This is a genomic window from Streptoverticillium olivoreticuli subsp. olivoreticuli (assembly GCF_003391135.1).
GTDB lineage: Bacteria > Actinomycetota > Actinomycetes > Streptomycetales > Streptomycetaceae > Streptomyces > Streptomyces blastmyceticus.
The window spans coordinates 6,434,586-6,454,873 of record NZ_CP031455.1 but is presented as its reverse complement, the minus strand read 5'-3'; the positions used below and the strand labels follow the sequence as shown (position 1 = coordinate 6,454,873).

The following is a 20,288-nucleotide window of genomic DNA, read 5'->3' as shown; positions in this document are numbered from 1 at the left end:
ACCCCTAGGATTCCCTCTATCACCTCACCGGTCTCTTATGACAGGAACCCCATGAGCGACACTTCCTCCCCCTTCGGCTTCGAGCTCGTGCGGCGTGGATACGACCGCGGCCAGGTGGACGACCGAATTACCAAGCTCGTCGCCGACCGTGACAGCGCACTGACCCGAATCACCTCTCTGGAAAAGCGCATCGAGGAGCTTCACCTCGAAACGCAGAATGCTCAGGCCCAGGTCAACGACGCGGAACCGTCCTATGCGGGGCTGGGTGCGCGGGTCGAGAAGATCCTTCGGCTGGCCGAGGAAGAGGCCAAGGATCTGCGTGAGGAGGCCCGGCGCGCGGCCGAACAGCACCGTGAGCTGGCCGAGTCCGCCGCCCAGCAGGTGCGCAACGACGCCGAGTCGTTCGCCGCCGACCGCAAGGCGAAGGCGGAGGACGAGGGCGCCCGCATCGTCGAGAAGGCCAAGGGCGACGCCGCCACCCTGCGGGGCGAGGCGCAGAAGGACGCGCAGTCCAAGCGCGAGGAGGCCGACGCCCTCTTCGAGGAGACCCGCGCCAAGGCCGCCCAGGCCGCCGCGGACTTCGAGACCAACCTGGCCAAGCGCCGCGAGCAGTCCGAGCGCGACCTGGCGTCCCGTCAGGCCAAGGCCGAGAAGCGGCTGGCGGAGATCGAGCACCGCGCCGAGCAGCTGCGCCTGGAGGCGGAGAAGCTGCGCACGGACGCCGAGCGCCGGGCCCGTCAGACGGTGGAGACCGCGCAGCGCCAGGCCGAGGACATCGTGGCCGACGCCAACGCGAAGGCGGACCGCATCCGCAGCGAGTCCGAGCGCGAGCTGGCGGCGCTGACCAACCGCCGCGACAGCATCAACGCCCAGCTGACCAACGTCCGCGAGATGCTGGCCACGCTGACCGGCGCGGCCGTGGCCGCGGCCGGTGTCCCCGGTGACGACGAGCCGATCTCGCGCGGCGTCCCGGCGCAGCAGAGCCGCTGAGCCGCACCGCACGCCCCCGTACGAACCCCCGTACGCCGACGCCCCGTGTCCCGCCGAAAGGTGCCGCGCGGGGCGTCGGCGTCTTCCGCTCCGCTTGTGGCCGGGTCATCCGGATGGGCGGCCACCGGTGGCGCGGCGGCGGGTACGCCCTTAACGTGGCGGAATGATCGAGCTGCAGGGTCTGACCAAGCGCTACGGCGACAAGCTCGCCGTGGACGGCCTCACCTGCACCGTACGCCCCGGGATCGTCACCGGCTTCCTGGGTCCCAACGGCGCGGGCAAGTCCACGACGATGCGGATGATGCTCGATCTGGACCGGCCCACCGCCGGCTCGGTCCACCTGGACGGCAAGCACTACCGCCAGCTGAGGGATCCGCTGAAGGTCGTCGGCGCGCTGCTGGACGCCAAGGCGATGCACGGCGGGCGCAGCGCCTACAACCACCTGCTGTGCCTGGCGCAGAGCAATGGCATCCCCCGGGCCCGGGTGGCGGAGGTGCTGGACACGGTGGGCCTGACGTCGGTGGCGAAGAAGCGCTCCAAGGGCTTCTCGCTCGGCATGGGCCAGCGGCTCGGGATCGCGGGCGCGCTGCTGGGCGACCCGCAGGTGCTGCTCTTCGACGAGCCGGTCAACGGCCTGGACCCCGAGGGCATCCACTGGATCCGCAATCTGATGAAGAACCTCGCCTCCCAGGGGCGTACGGTCTTCGTCTCCTCGCACCTGATGAGCGAGATGGCCCTGACCGCCGAGCACCTGATCGTCATCGGCCAGGGGCGGCTGCTGGCCGACACCTCGATGGCGGACTTCATCGCGCAGAACTCCCGCTCGTACGTGCGGCTGCGCTCGCCCGAGCGCGAGCGGCTGCTGGATGTCCTGTCGGGCTCGGGCATCACCGCCGTGACGGCCGGCGACGGCTCGCTGGAGGTGGACGGGGCGGACGGGGCGCGCCTCGGTGAGCTCGCGGCCCGGCACCAGATCGTGCTGCACGAGCTGAGCCCTCAGCAGGCTTCGCTGGAGGAGGCGTTCATGCAGCTCACCGCCGAGTCGGTGGAGTACCACGCGCACAGCGCGCCGGCCCCGGGCCCCGCTCCGGGTCCGCAGCCCCCGGGGTCCGGCTGGGGCACCGACTGGCAGAAGAAGGGATCCTGAAGCGATGGCGGTGGCGACCCAGGTCCTCCAGTCCGAATGGACAAAGATCAAATCCGTTCGCTCCACGGTGTGGACGCTCGGCCTCGCCCTGGTCGTGACGGTCGCGCTGGGCATTCTGATCAGCGCTCTTTCCAAAAGCAACTTCGACAAACTGTCGCCGAAGGAGAGGCTCACTTTCGATCCGACGTTCACGAGTTTCGCGGGCATGGGACTGGGCCAGCTCGCAATGATCGTTTTCGGGGTGCTGGTCGTCTCCAACGAATACAGCACCGGAATGATCCGCACTTCGCTCGCGGCCGTGCCGCAGCGCGGCACATTTCTCTTCAGCAAGATCACCATTGCGACGCTGCTGACGCTGGCCGTCAGCATGGTCACGAGTTTTCTGGCGTTCTTTCTCGGCCAGGCGATGCTGGGCGAGCACAAGGCGTCCATCGGCGACCCGGGGGTGCTGCGCGCCGTCATCGGCGGCGGCCTCTACATGACCCTGATCACCGTCTTCTCCATGGGCATCGCCACGATGCTGCGCAGCCCGATGCTGTCGCTGGGCATCCTGATGCCGTTCTTCTTCCTGATCTCGAACATCCTCGGCGCGGTGCCGGCCACGAAGAAGGTGGCCCAGTACTTCCCGGACCAGGCGGGCCGCAAGGTCATGCAGGTGATCACGCTGGACGACGACGCCCCGTACGGCCCCTGGGGCGGTTTCGCGATCATGGTGCTTTGGGTGGTGGCGGCGCTGGTGGGGGCGTATGTGGTCCTGCGGGAGAGGGACGCGTGACCTGTACCAGCCCGTCCGGCGTTTGAGGACAGCGCGCGGAGCGTGCTGCGGGGTCTGGGGCGGAGCCCCAGTTTCGGGAAGGGGCGGGGCTGGGGAAAGAATGCAGCGTGACCCGCCACAGCCTGGGCCGCGCCCCCGCGGAGCACCCGCTCACCTACCCCGGCCGACCCGCCACCGAGCCCGTCCTGCTCAACGGCCGCACGCTGACCCCGCTGACCCCCGTACCCCACAAGCGCCTCGGCGACTGGACAGTCACCGCAGACGACGAGCCGACGCTCGACACCCTGCTCAAAAGCCTTCGCACCCCCACCACCGCCCACCGCCACCCCGTCATCGCCGTCGGCTCCAACGCCTCCCCCGCCCAGCTCCACCACAAGCTCGCCCGCCGGGGCCTGCCCACGGCCACCCCCATGGTCCCGGTGCGCGTGCGCGGCATCGGCGTCGGCTGCTCCGGGCACATCGGCCGGAACGGATACGTGGCGGCCGCCCCGTACGCCGAGCCGGACGCCGAGCTCGCCCTGGTGATCAGCTGGCTGGACACCGAGCAGCTGGGCGCGGTGGACGCGACGGAGTCCAACTACCGGCGCGTCCTGCTGCCCGGCGCCCGCTTCCCCATGACCATGCCGTCCGGTGAGGCGCTCGGCGGGGCGTATCTCTACGTCAGCCTGCACGGCGTCCTGACCGACACGGCGGACGGCCGCCCGCTCCCCGGCGGCGGCGACCAGCGCGTCCTGCTCACCCGGCTGCTGACCTCCTCTCCCGCCCTGCGGGACCTGCTCGGGCCCGGCCCGGAGAGCTGGGTGGAGCGGGCGCGGGCGGATGAGGCGGTGCGCCGGGAAGGCAGGCGGATCTTCCGGCGCCACGGCTGGGTGCTGACCGGCGGCGGCTTCCCCGCACCGGAGGAGACGTCCGCCACGCCACGCACCTACGACGAGCTGTCCCCGCCCCACGACGACACGCCTTACCCACCAGTCACATAAATCTCACATAACGGGAACCGTCAGCTCCTCGTTATGCTCCTAACCCTTACGGGGGCTTATGCCTCGAAGAAGCTCGCGAGGGGCGGAGAATGATCGAGGCAGTCGGCCTCACGAAGCGCTACGGCGCCAAGACGGCCGTGCACAATCTGTCGTTCCAGGTGCGGCCCGGGACCGTCACCGGCTTCCTGGGTCCCAACGGATCCGGCAAGTCGACCACGATGCGCATGATCCTCGGCCTGGACGTGCCGACGTCCGGCAGTGTCACCATCGGCGGTTACCCCTTCGCCAAGCTGCCCAACGCGCCCCGCCAGGTCGGCGCCCTCCTCGACGCGAAGGCGGTGCACGGCGGGCGCAGCGCCCGGCTGCACCTGCTCTCGCTCGCCCAGCTCGCGGGCCTGCCCGCGCGCCGCGTGGACGAGGTGCTCGGCGTCGTCGGCCTCCAGGACGTGGCCCGCAAGCGCTCCAAGGGCTTCTCCCTCGGCATGGGCCAGCGCCTGGGCATCGCGGCCGCGCTGCTGGGCGACCCGCAGGTGCTGCTCTTCGACGAGCCGGTCAACGGCCTCGACCCCGAGGGCATCCTGTGGGTCCGCAACCTGATGAAGCAGCTCGCGGCGGAGGGCCGTACCGTCTTCGTCTCCTCGCACCTGATGAGCGAGATGGCCCTCACCGCCGAGCACCTGATCGTCATCGGCCGCGGCCAGCTGCTCGCCGACATGACCGTCAAGGACTTCATCTCCGCGAACTCCGCGGACTTCGCGCGCGTGCGGACCGCGGACACCGAGCCCGAGGGCCGCGAGAAGCTGACGGCCGCGCTGGTCGAGGCGGGCGGCCAGGTGCTGGCCGAGCCGGGCGGCGCCCTGCGCGTCACCGGTGTGCCGCTCCCCCGGATCAGCGACCTCGCGCACGACGCGGACGTCCGCCTCTGGGAGCTCTCCCCGCACCAGGCGTCCCTGGAGGAGGCGTACATGCGGATGACCCAGGGCGCGGTCGACTACCGCTCGACCGCCGACCAGCGCGCGGGTCTGATGCAGGCCGACCCGTACGCCCAGGGGTACGGCTACGGCGCGACGCCCCCGCAGGGCCAGGGCTGGGGCCAGCCCGCGCAGGGCTGGGGGCAGCCGGGACAGGGCTGGGGGCAGCCCGCACCGGGCAACCCCTATCCCACGCTGACGGGCGAGCAGCCGAATCCCTACGCCCCGCCGCAGCCCGCCCAGGCCCCGGCCGCGCCGCCCGCCGGGCCTTCCGCGCCCGCCGCCCCGGCCGGCGCGCCCGCCACCGCCCCCGCCGACCTGACCAAGCGTGACAGCGAGGACGCCCGATGACCGCCCCCCAGCACCCGCAGCCGGCCGCGCCGCAGGCACCGGCCTTCGCGCCGGAGGCCCCTCAGTGGACCGGCGGGTACCTCTCCCCGATCCCGGTGCGGAAGGCGACCCTCGCCGACGCGCTCGCCTCCGAGTGGACCAAGATCCGCTCGCTGCGGTCCACGATGTGGACGCTGGGCGTCATGGTCGCGCTGGTCTTCGGCATCGGCTGCGCGATCGCGGCGGCGGCCACCGCCGTCGACGACAACGGCGGCGGCGGGAAGGACATGTCGGCGCTGAGCTTCGGCGTCTTCGGCGTGCTGCTCGGTGTCATCTGCGTCATCACGCTCGGTGTGCTGACGATCTCCTCCGAGTTCGGCACGGGGATGATCCGCACCACGCTGACCGCCTGCCCGAACCGCGCCCGCGTGCTGACGGCGAAGGCGATCGTCTTCTTCCTGCTGGTGTTCACGATCACCCTGGTGTCGACGACGCTGGTCGGCATGGTCGCCGAGTCGATGCTCCAGGGGCAGTGGACCGACCGCACGACGGGTGAGATGTGGCTGCGCGCGACGGTCGGCGTCAGCCTGTTCGTGGCGCTGATCGGGCTGCTGGCGCTGGCCGTGGGCACGATCGTGCGGCACTCCGCGGGGGCGATCACGGCGATGCTCGGCCTGATGCTGCTGCCGCTGGTCATGACGATGTTCATGTACGCGAGCGCGCTGTCGGAGGTACGGAAGTTCCTGCTCCAGTACTCGATCCCGTACGAGCTGTTCGTGCTCTTCGCCTCGGGTACCGACGGGCCCGACTCCTCCGGCCCCACGGGCTGGGACCCGGTCTGGATCATGATGGGTGTGGTGGCGGTCGCCCTGGGCGGCGCGTACGCGGCCCTGATGAAGCGCGACGCGTAGGACCGCGGCCGGCCGGAAGCCGGCCGATCGCCTCAATACCGAGGCGCGTTACGGGACCGCTGGAGCCGCGCGCTCCGGCGGTCCTTCGCGTTCCAGCACGCCTTGTGCCAGTGCCGCCGGTCCTCCACGCCGCCGCCGTGGAGCGGCCACGCGACGAGGTGCGGGACACCGGGCGGGATCTCCTGGTCGCACCCCGGGCACCGGTAGTGCTTCGCCGCCGCGCCGCCGCCGACCGTGCGGACGGCCCAGTCCTCGCCCTGCCAGCTCTCGCTGTGCTCCAGGCCGTAGCGGTCGCCGACGAACTCGCGCGGGGCGTCGGCTTGATGTTCTGCGCCGCCTCGCGGGCGGTTTCGGCGCGGGGACACGGGGCACCTCGGAGGTCTGGGGAGCTACGGGCCGTAACCAGGTTACGCGTCACCGTCACCGTCCCGGGCGGGCATCCCTCAAGCACCACCCGAGCACTCTCCGATCATCGTTAAAACTTAACGCGAGGCCGTGCCCATGGCACGTGTCAGCCGTTGATTCCGGTGGGGGATGCCGCGTCGGTCGCCAGCAAGGAGATTGAGAGCGATGCGCGTTGGAGCATTCGTCCTGGCCGCGCAGTTCCCCGGCCAGGGGCATGGGGAGGCACTGCACCGGGCCGTCCGGACGGCGGTGGTCGCCGAGGAGGCCGGGCTGGACGCGGTCTGGCTCGCGGAGCACCACTTCATTCCGTACGGGGTCTGCCCGTCGGCGGTGACGCTGGCCGGGCTGATGCTGGGGCGCACCCGGCGGATCGAGGTGGGAACGGCGGTGAGCGTGCTGCCCACCGTGCACCCCGTGGCGCTGGGCGAGCAGGCGGCGCTGCTGCACCTCGCCTCCGAGGGCCGGTTCACGCTGGGGGTGGGCCGCGGCGGCCCCTGGGTCGACCTTGAGGTCTTCGGCACCGGCCTGGAGGCGTACGAGGAGGGGTTCCCCGAGTCGCTCGACCTGCTGATGCGGTGGCTGCGCACGCCCCGGGTGAGCGCGACCGGGCCCCGCTTCCACTTCCGCGAAGTGCCCGTCGTGCCGCGCCCGGACGATCTGGAGGATCGTTCCGGCCCGCCGGTGCTCCTCGCCTGCACCTCGCCCGCGAGCGTCCGGCTGGCGGCCGCGCACGGGCTGCCGATGCTGCTCGGGATGCACAGCGCCGACGAGGAGAAGGCGGAGATGGTCGCCTTCTGGCGCAAGTGCGCGCTGGAGGCCGGGAGTTCACCCGAGGAGGTGGCGGCGGCGGGCCATGTGTCGGCCGGTGTCGCCCAGGTCGGGGACAGGCGGCAGGAGGCGGCGGAGACCCTCGCCAAGGCCATGCCGGGCTGGTTCCACCACGGGCTCGCCGCCTATGAGACGGTCGACGGCAGGCCGCGGCGGATGCGCGACCCGCTCGCGTACACCCAGCGGCTCTGCGAGCTCCACCCGGTGGGCCCGCCGCGGCTGTGCGCGGACCGCCTCGCGGCCACCTCCGAGCGCACGGGCATCACCCGCTTCGCCCTGCTGGCCGAGGGCTCCGGCGACCTGGCCGCCACCGAGGAGAACCTCCGCCGGCTGGGCTCCGAGGTACTGCCACTGCTCACCTGACCATCCGTTGCGGCCCGCAGTTTGAGGACGTGCCCGAAGGGCGCTCCCGCCGCAGGCAGCAACAGGCCCGCACCCGGCAACGCACCGTCCCCAGAGCTGCCGCCCGGCACTGATCGCACCTCCCGCGTGCGGAGCGGCAGCACGGATGCGTCAGCAGTCCCGCAGGATCGGGGACTGATTCAGCAGCTGGCCGCGGATCGAGGTGAAGCGGGCGAGGCGGTCGTCGGCCGACGGGTCGAGCGGGAAGACCGCCACCCGGTGGCAGTTCTGGAACGCCAGGCGCACGCCGAAGTGCCGCTCAAGCGCACCGCGGATCGCGTCACTCGCCAGGGCCCGCAGCAGCTGGCCACGGGCCTGCTCGTCCGGCGGAGGCGTCTGGTTGTCGGCGAACTCGCCACCGTCGATCTTGAGCCGGGCCACCAGGGAGCTGATCATCTCCCACGCATACGGCAGGGAGGTCCGGACGCAGTCGACGAATTCCGCTTCGTCGACCTCGCCTCGCTCGGCCTGTTCAAGGAGGGCCGGTGAGACGTCGAGCGACATGAGTTCTCCTCTCGCGACCCCGCGAGCGGGGTCTCAGGGATGGGCGAGCGGACGACGACGCCCTGTGCCCGTACGGCGACCGCCCGCTTCAACGGTAAATCGGCCACTGCGGGGGCACCAGGAGAACGGCACAACAACCGGCCACGGCCCAGGGCGTTCGGCGGTACCGCCGAAGGGGTTCAACAAGGGCGAATCGCGCCGAGGGGCGGGTGTCGAGTAGCGTGACTCACCATGCGTCTCGTCATCGCCCGTTGCTCCGTGGACTACGCGGGCCGGCTCACCGCCCACCTCCCCTCCGCCCCGCGACTGATCCTCGTCAAGGCGGACGGCAGTGTCTCCATCCACGCGGACGACAGGGCCTACAAACCCCTCAACTGGATGTCCCCGCCGTGCACCCTCAAGGAGGGGGACGGCTCCGTGTGGACGGTGGTCAACAAGGCGGGCGAGAAGCTGATCATCACTATGGAGGAAGTGCTGCACGATTCCTCCCATGAACTCGGCGTCGACCCGGGCCTGATCAAGGACGGCGTGGAAGCGCACCTCCAGGAGCTGCTGGCCGACCGGATCGAGACGCTCGGCGAGGGCTACACGCTGATCCGCCGGGAGTACCCGACGGCGATCGGGCCCGTGGACATCCTCTGCCGCGACGCGGACGGCGCGACGGTGGCCGTGGAGCTGAAGCGGCGCGGCGACATCGACGGTGTGGAACAGCTCACGCGCTACCTGGAGCTGCTCAACCGCGATCCGCACCTCGCGCCCGTCCGGGGCGTCTTCGCCGCACAGGAGATCAAGCCGCAGGCCCGCGTCCTGGCGACGGACCGCGGCATCGGCTGCCTCGTCCTCGACTACGACGCGATGCGCGGCATCGAGGACGACAAGCTTCGTCTTTTCTGACCTGGGTGTGTCAGCCGCAGGCCGAGCGCCTGCGGCGCTGTCCTCAAACGCCGGACGGGCTGGGAATCCAGCCCGTCCGGCGTTTGAGGACACGCGGCGAAGCCGCGTCGGGGGGCTGGGGGCAGAGCCCCCAGTTGCGGGAAGGGGCGGGTAGGGGAAAAGAAACCCCCGCTACGCCGAAGGGCTGCCCGCGCCCCCGTCCGACGGACGGCTGCCGGAGGAGCCCGCCGAGTGGCCACCGGTCGGCGGTCCGGCCACCGAACTCGACCCGCCCCCGCCCGTCGGCGGCTGCGACGGAGTCACCGGCGGAGAGGTGGGGCCCTTCGTCGGGTCCTTCGTCGGGTCCTTGGACGGAACGGGCGGCGTGGTCGGGTCCTTCGTGGGCTGCTTGGAAGGCGACTCCGACGGAGTCGAAGGCTGCGACGGCCCACCGGACGGCTTGCCGCCGCTGCTCGGCCCCGCGCTAGGAGCCGAACTGCCGGACGCGCCGGGGGACGCGCTGCCCGACGCCCCCGGAGAGGCCGACTGACCGGGCTTCCCCGGCTGTCCCGGCACCTGCGCGTGCCCCGCCTCGCCCGGCCGCGGCTGATCCGCGGTGAGGCTGTTGTCGCCGTCCTGCTGCGACGCGGACCGGTCGGGCGTCACCTTGCCGTCGGAGGCGTCCCCGTCGTGGCTGCCGGACGTGGCGCCGAGCGTCACGACGGTGCCGAGCACGGCGGCGAGCAGCGCCCCGGCGCCCGCCGCGGCGAGATTGCGCCGGCTGCCGCTCACCATCAGCTTTCTCGCCCACGGCTGGGACGACAGGCGCTTGCCCGCGCCGCCGACCGAACCCGCGCCCGCGCCGAGCCTGTTGATGGCCTCGGTCGTGACGCGGTCCTGGTCGACGGGCGTGACGAAGGGCGCCGCCGGCATCGCGGAGGGCGGCGTGGCCGACTCCTCGCGGCGCGCGTCGGGGATCTCCTCACCGGCGGTCGGCCGGGCGGCCGGGGGCACCGGCGGCGGGAAGGCGGGGGCCGGCGCGGACGGCACGGGGGCCGCCGGGGTCGCGCCGGGCTCGGTCCGTGGCACCGCGGGCCCGTTCGGCGTCCGACCGGAGCGGTCGGCGACGAGGGCGAGGGCGCGACGGCCCGCTATGGCACCGCGTTTGTCCGCCAGCACCCCGCGCATCCCGACGGACGCCTCCAGCTCGGCGCGCGCCCGGTCGATGTTGCCGGTGCACAGGGCGAGCACGCCCAACTCGTGGTGGAAGTACGCCTCTTCACCGACCTCACCCGCCCGCCGGGCCGCGGCCTGGCCGTGCCGCAGGCAGCGCTCCCACGCGCTCCAGTGCAGGGCCGCCGCGAAGGCGGGTGCCGCCGTGCGGGCCAGCCGCACCGCCGCTTCCGCGTGCGCGGCCTCGCCGTCGGTGGCCGAGGCCGCCAGCGCGGCGAGGATCGCGTCGGCCTCCTGGGCGGCCCGCTCGGGGGTGACGGAGGGGTGCCCGGTCCACCAGCCGTAGTGCTGGGCGGCGGAGTGCGCGAGGTCGGCGGAGTCCCGTCCGTACCCCTCCGCGAGCAGCTGGTCGGCGACGCCCGCCGCCAGCCGGTAGTGCGCGCCGGTGGCGGTGATCAGCCCTGCGGCGAGGAGTTCGCCGAGGGCCGCGTCGGCGTGGGTGTCGCCCACGAGGGCGGGCAGGTGCGCCTGGTGCGGGACCTCGCCGCCGAGGGCGACGGCGAAGCGCAGGGTGTCGCGGGCGGCCTCGCCGAGCCGGGAGGCGAGCCGGGGCGCGGGGGCCGTGGCCGAGGCGAGGGCGGGCAGCGGCACGTCGGACCGGTCGGCCGCGGCGGCGGGCTCCGGGTCGGCGGTCTCGGCGGCGGCGACGTAGGGCCGCTCGGCGAAGACGCCGAACTCGTCGGCCACGGCCGCCTCCGCGCCCGGCGGGTTGTCACGCTGCCGCAGCAGCGCCCCCGCCTGGACGAAGCGCAGCGGCAGCCCCTCGGACGCGAACCACAGGTCCGCCGCCCAGTCGGCCTCCTCGTCGCTGAGCGGTCGGCCGACGGCGTGCTCCAGCAGCTCCAGGCAGCCGGTGCGGTCGAGCCCGCCGAGGAAGACCTCTTCGAGGTGGGAGTCGGCGGAGGGCGCGGCGATCTCGGGCGTGGCCGAGAGGAGGAACGCGCACTCGGGGGTGGCGTCGAGGAGCTCGTCGAGCGCGCCGCCGCCGAATTCGAGGTCGTCCAGGACGACGACCGCGCCGATCTCGTGGACCAGCGCCAGGAGTTCGGCCCGGTCGGGCCGGTGCAGCGGCGCGTCGTGGACGGCGGCGAAGAGCTCGTACAGCAGGTCGGTGGTGGTGCGGTGGTGGCCGCTGAGGCGCACGACGCCGTCCGGCGCGAGGTCCGCGCAGTCCGCGGCGACGGCGTCGAGCAGGGCACTGCGGCCGGAGCCGGACGGGCCGGTCAGGCGTACGGAACGGCCGCGCGAGAGCAGCCGGACGAGTCGCTCGCGCTCCTCCTGCCGTTCCAGCAGGGGGAGTTCGGGGCCGGCCGCGCGGGCGGGCGGCGGCGGGCCCGCGGCGCGGAGCCGCTCGGCGCGCTCGGCGGGGCCGTGCTTGCCGGGGCGGCCGGGCTGCTGCCCGGGCAGGCAGGGTTCGATCTCGCTGCCGTCGACCGGGTTGACGGTGAGGACGTAGTCGCCGGCGACCAGCCGGACGACGCGGACGGGCGCGGGCCCCTGCCCGCCGCTCTCCTGACCCTGCGTCTCCCGCGCCGGGCCGCCGTCGGTGGCGGGCTCGTGGGCGCCGTCGCCGAATTCCTCGGATCGGTTCGTCGGGTCCATGGTGAAAGCCCCCAAATGCGTGGCGTGCCGTCGTGCCCTCCCGGCCTGTCCGCACTCCCTCGACTTCGGCCGGGTGCCGCCCGGCCGGCGCTCAGGGTCCGGTGCCCGCCGTGTGGGCATGGTTGTACGGCCTTATGCGGCGGGAAAACCGAACCTCAGACCTGCGCACAGTATCCATGAATCCGGTGGGGCCCCGCCGCCCGGGGGACGTCACAGTCTCGTGAGGATCGGCGGACGAAGCGGGCGAAAGCCGGAGCGGGGCACGGACGCCCCAACGGCCCCGGGCCGGGCCCTTCCTCGCAATTCCCCCGCTCCCCCATGCGCCCCTCCGGCGTCTCACACCCTGGGCAGGGACTCGGCCTCGATGCCGCCCTCGATGGCGAGGATGCGGTGCAGCCGGGTGGCGACCAGCAGCCGCTGCATCCGGTCGGGCACTCCGCGCAGGACCAGCCGCCGGCCGGTGCGCCCGGCGCGGCGGTGGGCGCCCATGATGACGCCCAGCCCCGTGGCGTCCCAGGAGTCCAGCTCGGTGAGGTCGAGCACCAGGTCACCGCGGCCCGCGTCGAGCGCGGAGTGCAGGACCGTACGGGCGTCCGCCGCACTGCGGACGTCGAGGCGCCCCCCGACGACCAGTTCGGCGTGGTCGCCCCTGATGTGCATATGCGCTCCCGGGAGTGGTGCGTGATGTGGATGAGGTTCTAAAGAACTGACTGCCTCTCACACGACAAGGTTGCCGCTTATTGGCGAACCGATACCTAATTCACCCTCGCGGGTGAACCAGATAGCGGATGTCCCGTCAGTGCTGGTAAAAGCCCTGACCGCTCTTGCGGCCGAGGTCTCCCGCGTCGACCATGCGGCGCATGATCTCCGGCGGCGCGAACTTCTCGTCCTGGCACTCGGCGTAGATGTTCCCGGTGGCGTGCGTCAGGATGTCGACGCCGGTCAGGTCGGCGGTGGCCAGCGGGCCCATCGCGTGGCCGAAGCCCAGCCTGCAGGCGATGTCGATGTCCTCGGCGGTGGCCACGCCCGACTCGTAGAGCTTCGCCGCCTCGACGACGAGCGCCGAGATGAGGCGGGTGGTGACGAAGCCCGCGACGTCGCGGTTGACGACGATGCACGTCTTGCCGACGCCCTCCGCGAACTCCCGTGCGGTGGCGAGGGTTTCGTCGCTGGTCTTGTGGCCGCGGACCAGCTCGCAGAGCTGCATCATGGGCACCGGCGAGAAGAAGTGCGTGCCGACGACCCGCTCGGGCCGCCGCGTGGCGGCGGCGATCTTGGTGATCGGGATGGCGGAGGTGTTGGAGGCGAGGACCGTCTCGTCCTTCACCAGGCCGTCCAGGGTGCGGAAGATGTCCCGCTTGGTGTCGACGTCCTCGAAGACCGCCTCGACGACGATGTCCGCGTCGGCGGCACCGTCGAGGTCGGTGGTGGTGGTGATCCGGGCGAGGGCCTGCCCGGCCGCGTCCGCGTCGAGCTTGCCCTTGGCGACGAACCGGTCGTACGAAGCCTTGATGCCGTCCGTGCCCCGCTGCAGCGCCGCGTCGGTGACGTCCCGCAGGACGACGTCCCAGCCGGCCTGGGCGGAGACCTGGGCGATGCCCGATCCCATCAGTCCGGCACCGATGACGGCGAGCTTCTTGGCCACGGTTGTCCCCTTACTCCCTGTGCACAACGCTGTTCTGTTCCGTACGCACTCTCTCGGCGGACATTAGCGCCCGTGGGGGCCGCTTTGGGCGGTTAGAGATGCGCGTCACGTCCCACATGACGGACATCACACCGAGACGGCTACGAGCCGCGCCTCACGCAGCAGTTGAGCCCCTTGCGCACCACCGATCACATGTCGCACGCCATGGCGGGGCGCTGCCGGGAACCCCCGCGCGGCGCATACGCTCGTCCCCATGGTCAATCTGACGCGCATCTACACCCGCACCGGAGACAGCGGCACCACCGCCCTCGGCGACATGAGCCGCACGGTGAAGACCGACACCCGGATCGCCGCCTACGCCGACGCCAACGAGGCCAACGCCGCCATCGGCGTCGCCATCGCGCTCGGGCAGCTGCCGGAGGAGGTCGTCAAGGTGCTCGTCCGCATCCAGAACGACCTCTTCGACGTGGGCGCGGACCTGGCGACCCCGGTGGCGGAGAACCCCAAGTACCCACCGCTGCGCGTCGAGCAGTCCTACATCGACAAGCTGGAGGCGGACTGCGACCGCTTCCTGGAGGACCTGGAGAAGCTCCGCAGCTTCATCCTCCCCGGCGGCACCCCGGGCGCGGCCCTCCTCCACCAGGCCTGCACGGTGGTCCGCCGGGCGGAGCGCTCCACCTGGGCGGCGATGGAGCTCCACGCCGACATCATGAACCCGCTGGCGGCGACCTACCTCAACCGCCTCTCGGACCTGCTCTTCATCTTGGCGCGCACGGCGAACAAGGAGCTGGGCGACATCCTCTGGGTACCGGGCGAGAACCGCTGACCGCACCGCCACTCCGGCTGGGGGTCCGGGGGTCACCCCCCGAGGGACGCAGCATCCTGGCGCGCACGGCGAACAAGGAACTGGGCGACATCCTCTGGGTACCGGGCGAGAACCGCTGACCGCGCCACCACTCCGGCTGGGGGTTCGGGGGTCACCCCCCGAGGGACGCAGCGCTGAGGTGAGGCGTGGTCAGAGCTTCTCGTACGTCCGGGGCGGCTCCTCCGTCGCCCCGGGCTCCGGCTGCTTGGGCCAGATCGTGTAGCTCACCGCGATCACCACGTTGACGCCGATCACCAGCAGCATCTTCGTCTGCCACGCCCGCAGCGAGCTGGTGTCGCCGGAGTCCCCGACGTACCAGACCGCGGCCTGGAGCAGCCCCGCCGCGACCGCCGCGGCCAGGCACCACCGGGCCGCCGACCTCCATTCGCGCACCGTGCGCGCCCGCCCGTGCTTCGGCGGCTTGACCGGGGGCGGGCCGCCCGCGAAGCGGTGGGCGAAGCGCTGGTCGGCCCAGGTGATGGTGGAGTGGCCGAGGCCGACGGAGAAGCCGATGTAGACCGCGGCCAGGCCGTGCTTCCAGTCGGCCTGGGCGCCGTTCTTCAGGTCGATCGCGGTGACCACCAGCAGGACCAGCTCCAGCACGGGCTCCAGCAGCAGCACCGCGAGGCCCGCGCGCGGCCTCCGGGCCAGGTAGCGCAGGCTCAGCCCGCCGGCCAGCAGCACCCAGAAGCCGACCTCACACGTGACGATCAACGCGACGATCACGGGGTTCTCCCTTCCCTCACCACCAGCGTCGCCCCCGCTCCCGCCCGTTTCCTCGTCGTCGGCGACGATCCCGCACTGCATCCTTCGATGTACCGCGGCCGCCCGCACCGCCCCCGGCAACGGACGCCCGCACCCCCTCCGACGTGCTGTGATGGACCCATGGCCCGACCCCACCGCGAAGAGGTGCCCATCGCCGCCGCCGGGCTGCTCGGCGGAGCCGCGCTGTACGCGCTGGGGCTGAGCAGCTCGCCGGCCTCGGCGATGCCCGGGCAGCTCGCGCTGGTGGCGCTGGCGGCCATGGCCGGTGCCGAACTGCTGCGCCGCAGGGCACCGCTGACGGGCCTCGCCATCGGGGTGGCCGCCCTGACGCTCGACGTGCTCTCGGGCAGCCTCATGGCGAACGTCGCGATGTTCACCGACCTCGTCTACGCGGCGGTGCTCTACGGCTCTCCGGCCGCGTACCGCCTCATCCCGCGCGCCGCCGAAGTGCTCACCGTCGTGGGCACGCTGCTGGCCGCCGCGATCGTCCGCTCCCCCACCGCACTGCTGGTCGGCATCGGGCTCGGCGTGATCACCATCGTCCCCGCGTGGACCGGGGTGGGGGTCCGGGTGCACCGGGACGACGCCCGGGCGGCCCGGCTGGAGGCCGAGCGGACCGCGCTGCTGGCCGAGTTGGACCGCCGGGAGGCGGTCGGCGCGGAGCGCGCCCGGATGGCGCGCGAGCTGCACGACGTGGTGGCCGGGCACCTGTCCGCCATCGCGATCCACTCCACGGCCGCGCTGTCGATCGGCGACCCGAAGGCGTCCGACGAGGCGCTGGCCGTCATCCGGGAGAACAGCGTGCAGGGCCTCGCCGAGATGCGCCGCCTCATCGGCATCCTGCGGGACGCGGGCGTGGCGGACGGGCCCGCGGCCGTGCCCCGGCTGGACGGCGTCGAGGCGCTGCTCGCCCACGCCCGCGGGGCGGTGCGGGACGACGGCCTCGCCTTCGTCCTCCACGACGAGCGGGGCCCGGGGCCGCTGCCCGCGCCGGTCGAGCTCGCGGCGTACCGCATCGTCCAGGAGTCGCTGACCAACGCGGTGAAACACGCGGGACGGGGTCCGGTGACGGTCGAACTGACGCGCCCCGGGCGGCGCCCCGGCCCGCTCGTCGTCCGGGTGACCAGCGGGCTGGACGACCGCCGCGGACCTCGTGTCCCGGGCGCCGGCGCGGGGCTCATCGGCATGCGCGAACGCGTCGCCCTGGTGGGCGGGCGGCTGACGGCCGGGCCGGTGCCCGGCCCGGAGCGCGGCGCGACGGTCTGGGAGGTACGGGCCGAACTGCCCGTGGCAGGCCCCGAGGAAGATACGGAGAACGTGGAGAGCGAGGGCAGCGCATGACCAGTCGGAACGAGAACCGCCCACCGGTCGCGGGCGGCACCCACCCGGTGCCGGGTGCCACGGGGGACAGCGCGCCGCCCCGCGAGGGGATTCGCGTGGTCGTCGCCGAGGACCAGGCCGCCGTGCGGTCGGGGCTCGTGCTCATCCTGCGCTCGGCGCCCGGCGTCGAGGTCGTGGGCGAGGCCGCCGACGGCGAGGAGGCCGTGCGCCTGGCCCGGGCGCTGGAGCCGGACCTGGTGCTGATGGATGTGCAGATGCCGCGCCTGGACGGGGTGTCGGCCACCCGGGTCATCACCGGGGAGCGGCTCGCGGACGTGCTGGTGCTGACCACCTTCGACCTGGACGAGTACGTCTTCGGGGCGCTGCGCGCGGGGGCCGCCGGGTTCCTGCTCAAGGACAGCGAGGCCGCCGACCTGATCGCGGCGGTGCGGACGGTGGCGCGGGGCGAGGGGCTGATCTCCCCGGCGGTGACGCGGCGGCTGATCGCGGAGTTCGCGCGGCCCGCGACCGTACGGCCGGCGGGCGCGCCGGACCCGGCGGTCCTGGAGCCGCTCACCCGCCGTGAGCGCGAGGTGCTGGTGTGTCTGGGCGAGGGGCTGTCCAACGCGGAGATCTCCGGGCGGCTGACGATGGCGGAGGCGACGGTGAAGACGCACGTCAGCCGTCTGCTGGGCAAGCTGGGGCTGCGCAGCCGGGTGCAAGCGGCCGTGCTGGCACAGGAATTGGGGCTGGTCCAGACCTCTTGACCATTGGTACGGACCTTTTTACTCTCCCCTCCACAGTCGCGGTGAACATGTCCGGATAGCGCACGCTCACCGGTCGCACCACGGCTCCCCACGCCCATCCCCCACCACCGAGGCCCCACTCGAGGAGCTCCCTTGAGCACAGGATCCTTACGACTCAGCAGACACCCCCTCTCCAGAACCGTCGCGGCGCTGTCCGCGCTGCTCCTTCCGGCCGCCGCGGTCGTCGGCCTGGCCTCCTCCCCCTCGCACGCCGCCCCCGCCCCGAAGGCGGCCTCGGTCACCGCCGCCTTCGTCAAGACCTCGGACTGGGGCACGGGCTTCCAGGCCGAGTGGACGGTCAAGAACACCGGCACGACCGCCGTCAACGGCTGGACCGTGGAATGGGACTTCCCCGCCACCACCACGGTCGGCGCCTACTGGGACGCCCTGATCACCGGCTCGGGCACGCACTTCACGGCCAAGAACCGGGAGTACAACGGCGCCATCGCGCCCGGCGCCGCCGTCACCTTCGGCTTCGTCGCCGCCGGTGACGGCTCCCCCGGCGGCTGCAAGGTCAACGGCGGCCCCTGTGACGGCTCCCCCGTCGACACCCCGCCGAGCGCGCCCGGGCAGCCCGTCTCCACCGGGGTGACGTCCACCAGCATCTCGCTGGGCTGGGCGGCCGCCACGGACGACCACGGGATCAAGAACTACGACGTCTACCGCGGTGAGACCGTTGTCGGCACGGTCTCGACCACCTCGTTCACCGACACCGGGCTCACCCCCGACACCGCGTACACCTACAAGGTCGTCGCCCGCGACACCGCCGGCCAGACCGGCCCCGCGAGCCCTCCGGCCACCCTCCGCACGAGCACCGGCGGTGGCACCGACAACCCGCCGTCCGCGCCGGGCACCCCGCAGGCGACGGCCATAACGGACACCTCCGTCTCCCTGAAGTGGCCCGCGGCCACGGACGACCACGGCATCAAGAACTACGACGTCTACCGCGGCACGGTGAAGGCCGCCACCGTCGCCAAGCTCGCCTACACCGACACCGGCCTGACGCCGGGCACCGACTACACCTACACCGTCGTCGCCCGCGACACCGCCGACCAGACCGGCAAGGCGAGCCCGCCGCTGACCGTGCGCACCACGGGCGGCGGCACGAAGCCGCCGGCCGGCTACGCCCGGGTCGGGTACTTCGTGCAGTGGGGCATCTACGGGCGCGGCTACACCGTGAAGTCCCTGGAGAACACCGGCGCGGCCGCGCGCCTGACGCACCTCAACTACGCGTTCTCCAACATCGACCCGACCAACCTCACCTGTCTCAACGGCGTCACCAAGGCCACCACGCCCAACCCCGAGGACCCCAGCCAGGGCGACGGAGCGGGCGACTCCTGGGCGGACTACGAGAAGGGGTTCGCGGCCGGTGAGTCGGTCGACGGCGTCGGGGACACCTGGGACCAGCCGCTGGCGGGCAACTTCAACCAGCTGAAGAAGCTCAAGGCCAAGCACCCCGACCTCAAGATCAATATCTCGGTGGGCGGCTGGACCTACAGCAAGTACTTCTCCGACGTCGCGAAGACCGACGCCTCCAGGCAGAAGTTCGTCAAGTCCTGCATCGACATGTACATCAAGGGCAATCTGCCGGTCAGCAACGGGCGCGGCGGCGACGGCACGGCCGCCGGGATCTTCGACGGCTTCGACATCGACTGGGAGTGGCCGGGCGCCGACGGCCACCCGGGCAACCACGTGTCGAAGGACGACAAGGCGAACAACACCCTGCTGTTCGCGGAGTTCCGCAGGCAGCTCGACGCGCTGTCCACCACGACCGGGAAGAAGTACCTGCTCACGGCCTTCACCCCGGCCGACCCTGCCAAGATCGACGCGGGCTGGGACATCACCACCAAGGACGGCACGCCCAGCGTCTTCGACTACATGGACTACGCGAACGTCCAGGGCTACGACTTCCACGGCTCCGGCAGCGACAACAGCTGGGAGCCCAACCTCACCGGGCACCAGGGCAACCTCTACGCCGACCCCAAGGATCCGTACACCACGAAGTTCAGCGTGGACAAGGCCGTGCAGACCTATCTCGACGCGGGCGTCGACCCGCGCAAGGTGATGCTCGGCCTGGCCTTCTACGGGCGCGGCTGGCAGCAGGTCACCGACGGCGGCGCGCACGGCACATGGCAGAAGGCGAACGGGGCGGCCCCCGGCCAGTTCCCCGAGGAGGCGGGCACGCGCGGCTACGACAACCTGATCGCGTCCGTGGCCAACCTGACCGTCTACCACGACGAGCAGACCGTCGCCACGTACGGCTACACCGGTGACAACGGCCAGTGGTGGTCCTTCGACGACGCGTGGTCCATCGGCAAGAAGGCGGCCTGGCTCCGCGGCAAGGGGCTGGGCGGCGTGATGATCTGGGAGATGTCCGGGGACAGCGGCACGCTGATGTCGGCCGTCGACGGCGGACTCAAATAATCACGACGGGACGCCGACTCAAGCCACATTGACTCTCTGCCCGGGAGGCGCCGCCTCCAGCCACGCCAGGAACCCGGTCAGCGCGTCCTCGCTCATCGCGAGCTCCAGGCGCGTGCCCTGGTGCGAGCAGATCAGCACGACCGCGTCGGAGAGCAGGGCGAGCTCCTCGTCACCGAAGGGCGGGCGCCGTTCGAGAACCTCGATCGACGCCCGCTCCAGCAGCCGGCGCGGCCGGTACGCGTAGGAGAAGACCCGGAACCACTCGATCCGGTCACTGTTGTAGCGGGCGACCCCGTAGACCCACCCCTTGCCGTCCAGCGGCACGTCCTCCGGCACGTTCCACCGCAGGCTGCAGTCGAACGTACCGCCCGACCGCTGGATGAGCCGCCTGCGCAGCCCGAAGACAAAGAGTCCGATCAACACCAGCAAGACGACGACGCCGCTCACGAGCAGAGCGAGGACCATCTCCACCGACCTCCTCGCATCATCTAGAGCAACCGCACCTGTATTGC

At 72.2% G+C, this 20,288-nt stretch carries 19 protein-coding genes; 12 read left to right on the top strand and 7 right to left on the bottom strand.

The window, feature by feature from the left end:
• Window positions 1-51 precede the first annotated feature (51 nt).
• The 6 genes from DXZ73_RS28780 (at window position 52) to DXZ73_RS28755 (ending at window position 6,104) form a co-directional block, all read left to right on the top strand.
• Window positions 52-990 (top strand): cellulose-binding protein, encoded by a 939-nt coding sequence (locus DXZ73_RS28780; protein ID WP_116213932.1) that lies wholly within the window; start codon window positions 52-54, stop codon window positions 988-990.
• A 163-nt stretch (window positions 991-1,153) separates the two neighbouring features.
• A complete protein-coding gene (locus tag DXZ73_RS28775; RefSeq protein WP_116213931.1) occupies window positions 1,154-2,137 on the top strand; it encodes an ABC transporter ATP-binding protein in 984 nt (327 codons plus the stop codon).
• A 4-nt stretch (window positions 2,138-2,141) separates the two neighbouring features.
• Window positions 2,142-2,912: an ABC transporter permease gene (locus DXZ73_RS28770; RefSeq protein WP_116213930.1), complete on the top strand. Its 771-nt coding sequence runs from the start codon at window positions 2,142-2,144 to the stop codon at window positions 2,910-2,912.
• A 107-nt stretch (window positions 2,913-3,019) separates the two neighbouring features.
• Entirely contained in the window at window positions 3,020-3,892 is an 873-nt protein-coding gene (locus DXZ73_RS28765) for a hypothetical protein (RefSeq protein WP_205519253.1), read from the top strand.
• Window positions 3,893-3,981: 89 nt separating this feature from the next.
• Window positions 3,982-5,214, top strand: a complete 1,233-nt coding sequence (locus DXZ73_RS28760; protein WP_116213929.1) for an ABC transporter ATP-binding protein — start codon at window positions 3,982-3,984, stop codon at window positions 5,212-5,214.
• The gene (locus tag DXZ73_RS28755; RefSeq protein ID WP_116213928.1) at window positions 5,211-6,104 is read left to right on the top strand and encodes an ABC transporter permease subunit; all 894 of its coding nucleotides are present in this window, start codon (window positions 5,211-5,213) and stop codon (window positions 6,102-6,104) included. Before DXZ73_RS28760 ends, DXZ73_RS28755 begins: the two co-directional genes overlap by 4 nt.
• Window positions 6,105-6,136: 32 nt before the next feature.
• Here the strand turns inward: DXZ73_RS28755 and DXZ73_RS28750 are convergent, their stop codons facing one another.
• Window positions 6,137-6,469: an ATP/GTP-binding protein gene (locus tag DXZ73_RS28750; RefSeq protein ID WP_116213927.1), complete on the bottom strand. Its 333-nt coding sequence runs from the start codon at window positions 6,467-6,469 to the stop codon at window positions 6,137-6,139.
• 205 nt (window positions 6,470-6,674) lie between these two features.
• Between DXZ73_RS28750 and DXZ73_RS28745 the strand changes: the two genes are divergently transcribed.
• On the top strand, window positions 6,675-7,700 hold the full coding sequence (locus DXZ73_RS28745) for an LLM class flavin-dependent oxidoreductase (protein ID WP_116213926.1): 1,026 nt from the start codon (window positions 6,675-6,677) through the stop codon (window positions 7,698-7,700).
• Between the two features lie 150 nt (window positions 7,701-7,850).
• Here the strand turns inward: DXZ73_RS28745 and DXZ73_RS28740 are convergent, their stop codons facing one another.
• Complete coding sequence (locus DXZ73_RS28740) at window positions 7,851-8,243, bottom strand: SCO5389 family protein (protein WP_116213925.1); 393 nt, start codon at window positions 8,241-8,243, stop codon at window positions 7,851-7,853.
• 231 nt (window positions 8,244-8,474) lie between these two features.
• On the opposite strand from DXZ73_RS28740, the gene nucS reads away from it, so the two are divergent.
• Window positions 8,475-9,137 (top strand): endonuclease NucS, encoded by a 663-nt coding sequence (gene nucS, locus DXZ73_RS28735; RefSeq protein WP_116213924.1) that lies wholly within the window; start codon window positions 8,475-8,477, stop codon window positions 9,135-9,137.
• A 171-nt stretch (window positions 9,138-9,308) separates the two neighbouring features.
• Here nucS and DXZ73_RS28730 read toward each other — a convergent pair whose 3' ends face one another.
• From DXZ73_RS28730 to DXZ73_RS28720, 3 genes are all read right to left on the bottom strand, one after another.
• Complete coding sequence (locus tag DXZ73_RS28730; RefSeq protein WP_116215923.1) at window positions 9,309-11,951, bottom strand: ATP-binding protein; 2,643 nt, start codon at window positions 11,949-11,951, stop codon at window positions 9,309-9,311.
• Window positions 11,952-12,287: 336 nt separating this feature from the next.
• On the bottom strand, window positions 12,288-12,611 hold the full coding sequence (locus tag DXZ73_RS28725; RefSeq protein WP_116213923.1) for an STAS domain-containing protein: 324 nt from the start codon (window positions 12,609-12,611) through the stop codon (window positions 12,288-12,290).
• Between the two features lie 136 nt (window positions 12,612-12,747).
• Complete coding sequence (locus DXZ73_RS28720; protein WP_116213922.1) at window positions 12,748-13,596, bottom strand: 3-hydroxyacyl-CoA dehydrogenase family protein; 849 nt, start codon at window positions 13,594-13,596, stop codon at window positions 12,748-12,750.
• Between the two features lie 253 nt (window positions 13,597-13,849).
• On the opposite strand from DXZ73_RS28720, the gene DXZ73_RS28715 reads away from it, so the two are divergent.
• On the top strand, window positions 13,850-14,422 hold the full coding sequence (locus DXZ73_RS28715; protein ID WP_116213921.1) for a cob(I)yrinic acid a,c-diamide adenosyltransferase: 573 nt from the start codon (window positions 13,850-13,852) through the stop codon (window positions 14,420-14,422).
• A gap of 189 nt (window positions 14,423-14,611) precedes the next feature.
• Here the strand turns inward: DXZ73_RS28715 and DXZ73_RS28710 are convergent, their stop codons facing one another.
• Complete coding sequence (locus DXZ73_RS28710; protein ID WP_116213920.1) at window positions 14,612-15,187, bottom strand: hypothetical protein; 576 nt, start codon at window positions 15,185-15,187, stop codon at window positions 14,612-14,614.
• Between the two features lie 159 nt (window positions 15,188-15,346).
• Between DXZ73_RS28710 and DXZ73_RS28705 the strand changes: the two genes are divergently transcribed.
• The 3 genes from DXZ73_RS28705 to DXZ73_RS28695 all read left to right on the top strand — a co-directional run bounded on the left by DXZ73_RS28705 (window position 15,347) and on the right by DXZ73_RS28695 (window position 19,776).
• Entirely contained in the window at window positions 15,347-16,567 is a 1,221-nt protein-coding gene (locus DXZ73_RS28705; RefSeq protein ID WP_116213919.1) for a sensor histidine kinase, read from the top strand.
• The gene (locus DXZ73_RS28700) at window positions 16,564-17,313 is read left to right on the top strand and encodes a response regulator (protein WP_116213918.1); all 750 of its coding nucleotides are present in this window, start codon (window positions 16,564-16,566) and stop codon (window positions 17,311-17,313) included. Before DXZ73_RS28705 ends, DXZ73_RS28700 begins: the two co-directional genes overlap by 4 nt.
• Window positions 17,314-17,445: 132 nt before the next feature.
• Complete coding sequence (locus DXZ73_RS28695) at window positions 17,446-19,776, top strand: glycoside hydrolase family 18 chitinase (protein WP_116213917.1); 2,331 nt, start codon at window positions 17,446-17,448, stop codon at window positions 19,774-19,776.
• Between the two features lie 18 nt (window positions 19,777-19,794).
• On the opposite strand, the gene DXZ73_RS28690 is transcribed toward DXZ73_RS28695, so the two are convergent.
• Window positions 19,795-20,241, bottom strand: a complete 447-nt coding sequence (locus DXZ73_RS28690; protein WP_116213916.1) for a DUF2550 domain-containing protein — start codon at window positions 20,239-20,241, stop codon at window positions 19,795-19,797.
• Window positions 20,242-20,288: the final 47 nt, after the last annotated feature.